General features: G+C 67.4%; 14 protein-coding genes. 5 read left to right on the top strand and 9 right to left on the bottom strand.

Annotation, left to right across the window (positions count from 1 at the left end; translation table 11 throughout):
• Nucleotides 1-5: 5 nt before the first annotated feature.
• The 9 genes from V5A19_RS04820 to V5A19_RS04780 all read right to left on the bottom strand — a co-directional run bounded on the left by V5A19_RS04820 (nucleotide 6) and on the right by V5A19_RS04780 (nucleotide 8,309).
• A complete protein-coding gene (locus tag V5A19_RS04820) occupies nucleotides 6-1,856 on the bottom strand; it encodes a nitric oxide reductase activation protein NorD (RefSeq protein WP_332318111.1) in 1,851 nt (616 codons plus the stop codon).
• A 324-nt stretch (nucleotides 1,857-2,180) separates the two neighbouring features.
• Nucleotides 2,181-3,170, bottom strand: a complete 990-nt coding sequence (locus V5A19_RS04815; protein ID WP_332318148.1) for a 4Fe-4S binding protein — start codon at nucleotides 3,168-3,170, stop codon at nucleotides 2,181-2,183.
• Between the two features lie 99 nt (nucleotides 3,171-3,269).
• Nucleotides 3,270-3,677: a hypothetical protein gene (locus tag V5A19_RS04810; protein ID WP_332318110.1), complete on the bottom strand. Its 408-nt coding sequence runs from the start codon at nucleotides 3,675-3,677 to the stop codon at nucleotides 3,270-3,272.
• Nucleotides 3,658-4,467, bottom strand: coding sequence for a CbbQ/NirQ/NorQ/GpvN family protein (locus V5A19_RS04805; protein ID WP_332318109.1), 810 nt, complete (start codon nucleotides 4,465-4,467; stop codon nucleotides 3,658-3,660). Before V5A19_RS04805 ends, V5A19_RS04810 begins: the two co-directional genes overlap by 20 nt.
• Before the next feature lie 184 nt (nucleotides 4,468-4,651).
• Entirely contained in the window at nucleotides 4,652-4,930 is a 279-nt protein-coding gene (locus V5A19_RS04800; protein ID WP_332318108.1) for a cytochrome C oxidase subunit IV family protein, read from the bottom strand.
• Nucleotides 4,931-4,935: 5 nt separating this feature from the next.
• On the bottom strand, nucleotides 4,936-5,463 hold the full coding sequence (locus V5A19_RS04795) for a cytochrome c oxidase subunit 3 (RefSeq protein WP_443081415.1): 528 nt from the start codon (nucleotides 5,461-5,463) through the stop codon (nucleotides 4,936-4,938).
• A gap of 204 nt (nucleotides 5,464-5,667) precedes the next feature.
• Nucleotides 5,668-7,068, bottom strand: a complete 1,401-nt coding sequence (locus V5A19_RS04790; protein WP_332318106.1) for a cbb3-type cytochrome c oxidase subunit I — start codon at nucleotides 7,066-7,068, stop codon at nucleotides 5,668-5,670.
• Nucleotides 7,069-7,079: 11 nt separating this feature from the next.
• Nucleotides 7,080-7,508: a c-type cytochrome gene (locus tag V5A19_RS04785; protein ID WP_332318105.1), complete on the bottom strand. Its 429-nt coding sequence runs from the start codon at nucleotides 7,506-7,508 to the stop codon at nucleotides 7,080-7,082.
• A gap of 183 nt (nucleotides 7,509-7,691) precedes the next feature.
• The gene (locus V5A19_RS04780) at nucleotides 7,692-8,309 is read right to left on the bottom strand and encodes a DUF4870 domain-containing protein (protein ID WP_332318104.1); all 618 of its coding nucleotides are present in this window, start codon (nucleotides 8,307-8,309) and stop codon (nucleotides 7,692-7,694) included.
• Nucleotides 8,310-8,488: 179 nt separating this feature from the next.
• Between V5A19_RS04780 and V5A19_RS04775 the strand changes: the two genes are divergently transcribed.
• From V5A19_RS04775 to V5A19_RS04755, 5 genes are read left to right on the top strand one after another with little or no spacing between them, the layout of a single operon-like run.
• Nucleotides 8,489-8,683 carry a hypothetical protein gene (locus V5A19_RS04775; RefSeq protein ID WP_332318103.1) on the top strand — a complete coding sequence of 65 codons (195 nt, stop codon included), beginning with the start codon at nucleotides 8,489-8,491 and terminating at the stop codon, nucleotides 8,681-8,683.
• Nucleotides 8,680-9,219: a hypothetical protein gene (locus V5A19_RS04770; protein WP_332318102.1), complete on the top strand. Its 540-nt coding sequence runs from the start codon at nucleotides 8,680-8,682 to the stop codon at nucleotides 9,217-9,219. The genes V5A19_RS04775 and V5A19_RS04770 overlap by 4 nt, the downstream gene beginning before the upstream one ends.
• Entirely contained in the window at nucleotides 9,186-9,521 is a 336-nt protein-coding gene (locus V5A19_RS04765) for a hypothetical protein (RefSeq protein WP_332318101.1), read from the top strand. The genes V5A19_RS04770 and V5A19_RS04765 overlap by 34 nt, the downstream gene beginning before the upstream one ends.
• A gap of 5 nt (nucleotides 9,522-9,526) precedes the next feature.
• The gene (locus tag V5A19_RS04760; RefSeq protein ID WP_332318147.1) at nucleotides 9,527-10,453 is read left to right on the top strand and encodes an alpha/beta fold hydrolase; all 927 of its coding nucleotides are present in this window, start codon (nucleotides 9,527-9,529) and stop codon (nucleotides 10,451-10,453) included.
• On the top strand, nucleotides 10,450-11,052 hold the full coding sequence (locus tag V5A19_RS04755; RefSeq protein ID WP_332318100.1) for a DUF938 domain-containing protein: 603 nt from the start codon (nucleotides 10,450-10,452) through the stop codon (nucleotides 11,050-11,052). Before V5A19_RS04760 ends, V5A19_RS04755 begins: the two co-directional genes overlap by 4 nt.
• Nucleotides 11,053-11,057 lie beyond the last annotated feature (5 nt).

Below are 11,057 nucleotides of genomic sequence, written 5' to 3'. Positions count from 1 at the left end.
AGCGTCTAGCGCGTGAGTTGGGCGTAGAGCTGCGGCAGCCGCCGCGGCAGCTCCCGGGGGGAGCGGATGACCACGTAGCCCTGGCTGCCGAACAGGTGGGGCAGATAATCCTCGGCATCGCGGTCGATGGTGACGCAGAAGGGCTGCAGGCCGGCCGCCCGTGCTTCCCGGACCGCCGCCCGGGTGTCCTCGACGCCGTAACGGGCCTCGTACTGGTCCATGTCGTTGGGCTTGCCGTCGGTCAACAGCAGCAGAAGGCGCTGTTCCGCCGGTTGTTTCTCCAGCAGGTGGATGGATTGGCGCAGGGCCGCCCCCATGCGCGTGTAGAACCCTGGCTTGATGGCGGCCAGCCGGCCGCGGACCCCCTCCCCGTAGCGCTCCCCGAACTCCTTCAGCACGTGGTACCGCACGTGGTCCCGCTTGCGCGAGGAGAAACCGTACAGGGCGAAGGCGTCGCCAGCGGCGGCCAGGGACTCCGAGAACAGGTACAGGCTGTCGCGGATGACGTCGATGACCCGGGCCTCGTTGCTCACCCAGGTGTCGGTCGACAGCGAGAGGTCGGCCAGGAGCAGGCAGGCCAGCTGGCGGTCGCCGGTGCGCAGGTCCTGGTACAGGGCCGGATCGCCGTTGGTCTGGCCGGCGGCGCGCTCGGCGGCGAAATGCTGGTAGGCGTCGAGATCGATCTCGGTGCCGTCGGGCTGGGCCTTGTGCCACATGCGCACCGGGGTCAGCTGCTGGAACTGGGCCCGCAGCCGGCGCGCGGTGCGACGCAAATGCTCGGGCAGGGGCGCGGGCTCGGCCTCCAGGGCCACCATGGGCTGCAGGCGGCAGTAATCGGGCTTGTGCACCCCGCGGCGATAGTCCCATTCGGGCAGCAGAATGCCCGAACCCAGGGTTGTATCGTCGTTGGCGGCGCTGGGCAGGTCCAGGTCGAAGCGCAGCCGGGAGGCCGAGCGCCGGTTGTCCCGCGCCAGCGACAGCATGTCCAGGTCGTCGGCGGCGTTGGCGGCGTTGTCCAGATCCTCGTCGTCCTCGGTGGGCCGGTCGACGTTGAGGTATTCCGCCCAGCTCATGATGCTTTCGAAAGGAAACAGCAGCAGGCCGGTGTCGCGCTCGGGCATGGCCACCCGCTGGGCGCGGCGGCGTCGGCGGTCCTCCAGGGCGCGGGTTTCCCCCTCCGCCTCGGGATCGTTGGACTCGCCCTCGCTGCCGGCCCCGGCCGGGTCCGGCTCCGGGACCGGAGGGTCGGGATGGAGCCACAGGGCCACGGGGAAAGGCGGGCGCTTGTTGCGAGGAAGAGCGGGCGGGTCGCGGGGGTCCACCAGGGCCTGACGAATGGCCACCTCGGCGGCGGCCTCGGCCTTAGGCAGGCGCTGAGGATCGGGGCGAAGCGGCAGATACGCTTCCACCAAGCGGGCATACCGGGTTCGCATCCCCGGCAGGTCCTCCAGGACCCGGGTAACCAGCCAGGGGCCCCGGACCCACCCGGCCGGAGCGGCCTTCGGATCATCCAGGGCCGCCAGGGCCGCCAGCCACAGGTAGAGGTCCCGGTTGAGCCCGGGCTCCGGAAACAGGTCGAGGCGCGCTGGCAGGCGCAGGGCCTCGCTGTCCGCCCAAGCGTGCTCCACCCGGCGGTGGCTGGCCGCCAGGTGCTGCACCAGGGTGCGCCGGGCGCCGTGGGCCTCCGGCGCAGCCGCCTCGATGGCCAGGCCGGGATCGCCCCCCAAGGCGCGGAATACCAGGCCGAGGCGGGGCCGCACGGCATCCAGGGATACCGCGGCCTGGGGGAAGCCGCTGCGGGCGGAGCGGGTGATCAGGCGGTCCCAGAGCTTTCCGATGTTCTCTTCCGGATCCAACCGGCGCTCCTCAAGTAGGGGGATCACCGCAGAGGCGCAGAGGACGCAGAGAACGCAGAGAAAACCGGAGTCCGCCGGTTATCTTTATCACGGAGGGAGCGGAAAAAGGGAGGGGTCATTGCGAGGGCCCGCCAGGGCCCGCGGCAATCTTCCGAAACCGGGGCACAATGGGCAGATTGCTTCGCTGCGCTCGCAATGACGGCATTTCTCCCGTTGCCCTAGGGCGTCCCCCGTGGACTTTGCAGTCAAAACCGCCTTGGGAACCACTTTCTGCCTTCCTCGGCGCCCTCCGCGTCTCTGCGGTCATGCCGTTGCGGAAAGGGCTCACTCCTGGACGACGATCCGCGGGCCCTCGGCGGTCTTGTCGATGCGGGTGAAGCAGTCCGCCGGCACCTCGGGCTTGCGGCCGAAGTCGTGGTCGGAGACGTCCAGGGCGCAGTCACCGTCCACCCATTGCAGCAGGGAGCCGGCCGGGTTGTTGGCCTGGACCGTCTCGCAGGCGGTAAGGCACTGGGCGCACTGGGTGCAGGCGAGCATGTGGCGCTTGATGGTACGCGGCTTGAGGCGCATGGGGCAGGCGTTGTCGCAGGCGGCGTTGCACGAGGCGCACTCGGCCGCCCGGCTGCGATCGAAGCCCACCACCATGGCCCGCTTGTTGGCCATCCAAACCAGGCTCTGGAACAGGCCCACGGCGCAGCCGTAGCGGCAGAACAGGTGGCGGGCCGCGGCGAACTCGATGGTGAACAGGGTGGTAGCCACTCCAATGAATATGGCCTGGTTGCGGCTCGGGTCCAGGGCCGCCAGGTTGCCGTAGACGGTGGCCGGCGGCAGCAGGTAGGTGAGCAGCACCACCGCCCATACCAGGGAAAACCCGACCACGGCCAGGGCCGTCAGCGGCCACAGGCGGCGGTTCGTGCGGCGCGGGTTGCCGTCGGCATGACGGGCCGGCAGGGGCTTGCGCTCCCACAGGCTGGGTTTGCCGATGGTGCGCTCCATCAGGCGGTTGATGCTCTCCACCACGGAGAAGTGCGGGCAGAGCCAGCCGCAATAGAGCCGCCCCCAGCGCCAGGCGATCAGCAAGAACACCGCCGCGCCGCCGAAGACCGGGAGGAAGAAGCGCCACACCAGGTTCCAGGCGGCTTCCAGCGCCGACGCCTCGCCCGCCACGAAGGGGCCCAGGCCCAGGGTCCACGGCTGGCCGAACAGGATGGCGTGGCCCAGGGTCAGGTCGATCCGGAAGATGTCCAGCGGCGGGGCCAGAACGAACAGGGCGAAAAAGCCCAGCCGGGTCAGGAAGCGCTTGTCTTGCCGCATGGCCACCGCGAGATCCTCCGAGATCGAATCCAAATCTGGAAGGAAAGTATAAGCCCGACCTTGGGGATCAGGAATTGACCGGGATCAAGACTCGGTTGCTTATGCCGCTTCGCAGTGCGGACCGATTAGGGGATAGCGGTAGGGCTGGGCGGCCATGGCCTTGGTCAGACCGATGACCCCGAACAGGATGAAGGCCGAATGGATGCAGGTAACATAGAGGATCAGCACCACCCAGGTAGCCGGCTCGGCGAAGCCGCCGATCCAGACGATGAGAGCCGCCACGGCCCCGATCAGGACACCGGCCCAGATGCTCACGAACAGCGTCTGCTTGAGGTGGCAGGCGGCTAGGGGAGAAGCGTCCCGGCGGCGGGTGGTGTACAGCCAGAGCAAAGCCAGAAAGCCGATCACCGGCGCCGGCAGCAGGTTGATGAGGTACAGGGCTTCGGCCCAGACCGCCAGGCGGCGGTCGGCGGCCTGGCTGGTCGGGTTACTCGCCGAGGAGGGCATGAACCACCTCCATGAGCCCCTGCAGGGCTTCCTCGTCGTCGGTGAGCGGCTCCACCAGGGCATTCTCGCAGGCGGCCACGGGATCGAAGCCGTTGCGGATGAGAATGGCCGCATGGACCACCAGGCGGGTGGAGGCCGCCTCCTCGATGTCGTGGTCCTCCAGCCGCCGCAGCTTGTTGGCCAGGGCCACAAGCAGCTCGGCGCGCTCCGCTGCCAGGCCCGATTCCCGGACCACGATGTCGCGCTCGGCAGACGGGTCCGGGAAGCCGAAGCGCAGCCCTACGAAGCGCTGCCGGGTGCTCGTCTTCATGCCCTTGAGCAGGTTCTGGTAGCCGGGGTTGTAGGACACCACCAGCATGAACCCGGGGGGCGCCCTCAGGGTCTCGCCGGTGCGGTCGATGGGCAGGATGCGGCGGTCGTCGGCCAGTGGATGAAGGACCACCGTGGTGTCCTTGCGCGCCTCCACCACCTCGTCCAGGTAGCAGATACCGCCCTCGCGGACCGCCCGGGTGAGGGGGCCGTCGGACCAGTAGGTGCCGCCGTCGCCAATGAGGTGGCGGCCAACCAGGTCGGCGGCGGAAAGGTCGTCGTGACAGGCGACGGTGTACAGGGGACGGTCCAGCTCCGCCGCCATGTGCTCGACGAAGCGGGTCTTGCCGCAGCCGGTGGGGCCCTTGATCAGAACCGGGAGGTAGTTCTGGTAGGCGTGGCGGAACAGCTCGCGCTCCCGACCCTGGGGCAGGTAGTAGGGCGCCTCGGCTGTGGATGCCTCGGCGGCTTGCGGTTTCATGGCGGTGCGCTCCCGGTTCAGTGAGGAGTGAGGTGTGAGGCGTTAGGCCAAGGACGAAACCAAAGGCTCATCCGCAGATGGCGCGGATGGACGCAGATAACACCGAAGCCAAGGCATTTTTCAGCTTTTATCTGTGTGCATCTGCGTCATCTGCAGATAACGCCGTCGCCTGGGCCGTTCCTCCTCACACCTCACTCAACAGGAAGGCGGCGGCGATGAGGCCGCCCACTGCAACCAGCCATCCGCCCAGAACGGCCCGCCACAGCGGCGCCACCCGCGCCAGCTCCATGTAGTGCCAGGCGATCAGGCGGCCCTTGACCAGAACGATGGCCAGCACCCCGAACACCCACGGCGGTCCGGTGAGGTGGAGCTCGCCGGCGGCGTAGGTAAGGCCCGTCAGGGCCAACAGTAGCAGCCAGATCGCCGTGGGGCCGGGCCGAGAGAGATGTCGAATCGCTTCCATGGGGGCTATCGCATCACATAGACCAGGGGGAACAGGATCAGCCACACCAGATCCACCATGTGCCAGTAGGCCGCCCCTGTCTCCACCCCCGTGTGCTCGTCCACCGAGTAGGCGCCGGCCCGGGCCTTGGCCGCCACCGCGGCCAAGATCACCATGCCCATGATGACATGCATGTAATGGAACACGGTGAGGGAAAGGTAGAACATGTAGAAGGTGTTGCTGGATAGGCGAACGCCCTCGCTGTAGTGGCCCACCAGCTCACCGCCCTTCACCACCAGGAAGGCAGCCCCGGCGGTCAGCGCCGCCACCATCCAGCGCTGGCAGGCCGCCGTCGCCCCCTTGCGGATGGCCGCCACCGCCCGCACCGCGAAATAGCTGCCGGTTATCAGCAGCAGGGTGTTCACCAGGCCGCCGGTACGGTCGAGATTGGCCTGGTAGCGGTCGAACAGCTCCGGGTGGGCGGACCGGGCGAAGGCGTAGGCGGCGAAGAAAATCCCGAAAACCAGCAGTTCGGCCAGGATGAACACCCACATGGCCAGATCGCCCGGGGGATGCCGGCGCAGGGTCAGGCTGTCGGTTCGGGTGGCGGTTTCCACGCTTATCCTGGCTAGAGGGGCTTCACCGCGGAAACGCAAAGCCAGCCGGGGGACCCGGCCATTTTCTGCGTCTCCGCGGTGAAGCCGCTTTGAAAGGACCCGCGCGGGACCTCAGCCCCGCGTCGGGTTGCCGCCATCACGTCAGCCTGCGGCCTGTGCTGCCGGTTTCTCCGGGACCGGCTCGCCCTTGGCGAAGAAGCTGGCCAGGTAGACGACCAGGCCGATCAGGAAGACGAATCCGGCGAGCAAGCGGGCCCAGTAGAACAGGGCAACCTCCTGCTGCACGGCCATGAACGGCTGCGGATCGGCGCCGTAGCGCTGCAGCCACACCTGCAGGATGCCGGCGGCGGTGAGGAACAGCACCATGAACACCATGGCCACGCTCATCAGCCAGAACGACCACATCTCCATCACCTGGGTGCGGTTGCTGGCCGCCGCCCCCTGACCGCGCAGCTGGGGCATGGCGTAGGAGATCATGGTCAGCACCACCAGCACGTAGGCGCCGTAGAAGGCCAGGTGGCCGTGGGCCGCGGTGATCTGGGTGCCGTGGGTGTAGTAATTGATGGGGGCGAGCGTGTGCATGAAGCCCCACACGCCGGCACCCAGGAAGGCCATCACCGCCGTGCCCAGGGCCCACAGGGTGGCCGCCTTGTTGGGGTGGTCGCGGCGGCGGCGGTTAATCACGTTGAAGGCGAACACCACCATGATGAAGAACGGTATGGGCTCGATGGCGGAGAAAATGGAGCCCCACCACTGCCAGTACTCGGGGGTGCCGATCCAGAAGTAGTGGTGGCCGGTGCCGAGGATGCCGGTGATTAGGGTCACCGCGATGATCACGTACAGCCACTTCTCGATCACCTCCCGGTCGACGCCGGTGATCTTGATCAGGACGAAGGCCAGGATGGAGGCCATGATCAGCTCCCAGACGCCCTCCACCCAGAGGTGGACCACCCACCACCAGTAGTACTTGTCCAGGGCCAGGTTGGCCGGGTTGTAGAAGGCGAACAGGAACAGCACGGCGAGGCCGATCAGGCCGATCATAAGCACCGACGACACCACCGTCTTGCGGCCCTTGAGGATGGTCATGCCGAGGTTGTACAGAAAGCCCAGGGCCACGATGACGATGCCGATCTTGGTGATGGTCGGCTGCTCCAGATAGAGCCGGCCCATGGTGGGCCAGTACTCGTTGCCGGTGATCTTGGCCAGGTTGCTGTAGGTCATGGTCAGATAGCCGACCACCGTTAGCAGCACCGCGATAAGGAAGATCCAGAACAGGGCGATGGCCAGCCTGGGGCTGTGAAGCTCGGTCTCCGACTCCTCGGGCACGAGGTAGTAGGAGGCCCCCATGAAGCCAAGAAGCAGCCACACGATCAGGGCGTTGGTGTGGACCATCTTGGCGGTGTCGAAGGGAATGGCGGGGAACAGGAAATCCCCGACGACGTACTGGGTTCCCATGATCAGACCAAACAGGATCTGGACCACGAACAGCCCGAGTGCACCTACGAAATAGGGCTTGGCCACGGATTGCGAGGCGTATTGCATAATTGGCGCTCCTACCCTTGCACGTTCGGGGGCCAGCCGGCGGTATCCATCTCGTCGGCCCATTTCAGGAAGGCTGCAATGGCATCCAGCTCCTCCTCGGTGAGGTCGAAGTTGGGCATCTGCCGCCGACCGGGAATCCCGGTAGGCTGGCTCCGGATCCATGCCTTGATGGCCTTCTTGGAGCCGAAGCGGGTATAGACATTGCCCAGCTCCGGGGCGAAGAAGGACCCCTCGCCGTGGAGGGTGTGGCAGCCAGTGCAGTTGTTCTCCTCCCAGACCTCCTTGCCGTGGGCTACCTGCTCGGTCAGGTTGCCGGTGTTGGTACGCTCCGGAAGAGTCCCGTGGGTGTCGAAGGTGAGGGCCAGGAACAGGAGGATGAAAAACAGGCTTCCCCCGTAGAAGATGTTCCGGGCCATGGATTTGGTGAAGACTTCGCTCATCGGCCCCTCCTGCCGGTGGTGGGCCATTGCCGGCCGGGAAGCCAGCGGCCGCGTTCGCGTGGTGTTCGTTGGCCAGGCAAGGTTGCCCCTCCCGTTTCAGGACGAATTTTGTTGAATCCTGCGGGCAGCTTTGGAAGGGGTCCATGATTTGGATCAACTGACCCGGAAACTGCGGTATTGGGGCTAGAAGAGAACGCGCAGGGTGAGGGGATAGCGAAAGGCCAGCCCGCGCCGGGTGCGGGAAGCGGCTACCAGGACCAGTGCCAGGTCCAGGCTGAACAGGGTCACCAGGACCGGTACATCCGCTCCTTGTGGCAGGATCACGGCCAGGATCCCGGCGTACAGGGTCACGGTGATCTGGAAGTTGATCGCCTCCCGGCCCGCGGCGTCCGCTTCGGGGGAGGTGCCGCGTCGCCAAAGCCAGGCCACCAGGGGTCCCAACAAGTGGCCGAAGGGGATCACCGCCCCGCCGAGGGCGGCCATGTGGATCAGGGCCGCCCAGCGGTCGGGGGCGTCAACGGCACCCGGTCTTTGGAAATCGGTGTCCGCATCCTCGGCGTCCCAGTGCCCCTGGTCCAGACCCTCGAGTTCGGCCGAATGGTCCTGGTCGATAAGTTGACGGGCGCGCTCCGCTTCCATTTCCGGAACCTGGAGCTTAATGCCGCCTAGGGCGGCGCTGTAGAGCCAATCCGTTTGCACCAGGTGGCTGTCGCCGAGGACCGGCGACAGCCCTTCCGCCTCCAGACGGCCCTTGGCGATATGGGCGTCGGCTTGGTTTTCGAAGGAGGCTACGGTAATCATGCGAGCAATCGGCTAGCGGGTAGGGGCATGGGCTCAGGTTTCCGGGAGGGGCACGGGGTCACGGTTCTTTCCTGTTGCCCGGAGGGGTTAGCCCGGGCGCGCGGGGACTATGGTAGCGCCCTCACGTCAGCGCCGGAAGGTGGCTGCCTGCCAGGGCCTCAATCGCCGGTACCGTTACCTTGACCGCGGTTTTCGGATCCGCCGCCCAGGCGGGGATCGTCCTCGTTTTCGGGGCCGTGATCATCCTGGCGGTCGGCACTCGGCTGGCGGGGCTGGCCGACCGGCTGGCGGACCGCACCGGTCTTGGGGAGGCCTTCGTCGGGGCGGTTTCCTCGGGGCCAGCACCTCCCTGCCGGGTGTTACCGCTTCGGTGACTGCCGCATGGGACGGGCACGCCTCCCTGGCCCTGTCCAATGCCCTGGGTGGCATCGCGGTCCAGACCGCCCTCCTTGCGGTGGCCGACATCGCTTACCGCAAGGCCAACCTGGAGCACGCTGCCGCCTCCCTGGGCAACCTCATGTTGGCCGCCCTGCTGATCGCCCTACTGGCGGGCGTGCTGGCGGCCATGGCGGCGCCCGAGGTGGCCTGGCTTGGGGTACACCCGGTTACCCCGATCTTGTTCGTCGCCTACGCCATGGGGGTCCGGTTGGTGGGTGAGGCCCGGGAAGAGCCCATGTGGCGGCCACGGCTGACCGGCGCCACCCGCCTTGATCGACCGGAGCCCGAGAGCCCCGGCGAGCCCGGGCTGGCCCGCCTCTGGCTGGGTTTCGGCGCCGGCGGGGCGGTGGTGATGCTGGCCGGTCGGGGCGTCGCCCGTTCGGGTGAGGCCTGGTGGCCCAAACCCCACTCCCACCGAGCCCGGTCGCGGGGCTTTTGGTGGCGGTGGCTACCAGCCTGCCCGAGCTGGTGACCTCCCTGGCAGGTGTCCGTCGAGGGGCCCTGACCCTGGCGGTGGGTGGCGTCCTGGGCGGCAACGCCTTCGACACCCTGTTCGCGGCCGCGGCGGGTTCGGCTTATCGTCCCGGCTCCCTCTACCACGCCGCGGGGTCGCAGGAAGCAGGTCGGGTCGCCCTCACCGTTCTCATGGCGGCGGTTCTGGATCTGGGCATGCTCCGCCGCCAGCGTCTCGGACCCGCCCGAACGGGTTCGGAAAGCCTGCTTGTCCTGTGGCCCTATCTGGTGTGGGGCGCCATTCTGGAAACCGGGGGTTGAGCTCGGTGGTTACACCTGGCGAGTGTGCCCCCCTGCCTTCCGAGGTGGCCCCTGTCGAAGCCGACCAGCGGCTCCGGCTCGCCGACGGCCGGGAATTGGCCTACAACTTCTACGGTGACCCGGAGGGCGAGCCGGTAATCTATTTCCACGGCTTCCCGGGCTCTTGGCTGGAGGCGGGTATGAGCCAGCCTGAAGCCGCCCGCCTGGGACTATGTCTGGTAGCCCCGGACCGGCCCGGTATCGGCCTCTCCACCCCGCAGGCCGGGAGACCCCTCTGCGACTGGCCGGGCGATGTCCGGGAGCTAGCTGACGCCCTGCGCTGGGACCAGTTCAGGGTCCTCGGGTTTTCCGGAGGAGCCCCCTACGCCCTGGCCTGCGCCGCTTTCCTGCCGGAGCGTATAAGCCGGGTGGCTGTTGTTGCGGGCATGGCCCCGCTGGCCAATCCAAACGGCACCCGGGGCATGGGCATGCTTGGCCGGTTGCTTTTGGTCCTAGCCCGTTACTGGCCGTTTGCGGGCCGCTTGCTCCTGCGCGGTGCGGCAGCCGCGGCCATGCGGGATCCCCAAGAGCTGCCCCCGGGGTTCGCCGCGGGTCTGCCACCGGCGGATCGGGCGGTATTGCGCAGGGCATGGCTTTCCCGTCTGTTGCGGGCTTCCCTGGGGGAGAGCTTTCGTCAGGGCTTTGCCGGAAACCAACAGGACCTGGCCCTTCTGGCCCGGCCTTGGGGACTCCGGCTTACCGATATCGCTACCTCGGTCAGCTTGTGTCACGGTGAGGCGGATGCCATCGTTCCGGCAACCATGGGCCGGTACCTGGCCTCGCGGCTGCCCCGGTGTTACGCCACATTCTTACCGGGCGAAGGGCACTTCTCACTGGCCATCAACCGTGCCGAAATCATCCTAGAAGCCTTGAAGGAGGAGCGGAGCCAATGAGGGTTGGCGACAAGCCTTTTTCGCAGGCTTGCGAGAACAACAAGGATCCCATACTCGGGGTGATCCGCGACGTGTTCGCGGATGCGGGGCGGGTGGTGGAGATCGGCAGCGGCACCGGCCAGCACGCGGTGCACTTCGCCCCCCACCTGCCCCATTTGATCTGGCAGCCCACCGATGTCGGCGACAACCTGCCGGGAATCCGGGCCTGGCTGGCCGAGGCCGGCTTGACCAATGTCGCCGAGCCCCAAGCCCTGGACGTGGACCAGCCGGCCTGGCCGGAGCTGTCCGGGGACGGCACCTTCTCCGCCAATACCGCCCACATCATGAGCTGGCCCCAGGTGGAGCGGATGTTCCGTGGAGTGTCGGGTTTGCTGCCAGCGGGCGGGGCCTTCTGCCTGTACGGGCCGTTTGCCTACGTCGGGGAGCACACCAGCGCCAGCAATGCCCGTTTCGACGCCAGTCTTTGCCAGCAGGACACGCGCATGGGCATCCGGGACCGTCAGGACCTGGAAAGGCTGGGGGAGGAGGTGGCCCTGGATCTGGAGGCCGACCACGACCTCCCCGCCAACAACCGTCTCCTCGTCTGGCGTCGCCGCTGAGCCCG

The sequence above is a fragment of the Thiohalorhabdus sp. genome (assembly GCF_036628635.1).
GTDB lineage: Bacteria > Pseudomonadota > Gammaproteobacteria > Thiohalorhabdales > Thiohalorhabdaceae > Thiohalorhabdus.
This window is presented reverse-complemented; position numbering and strand designations above follow the sequence as displayed.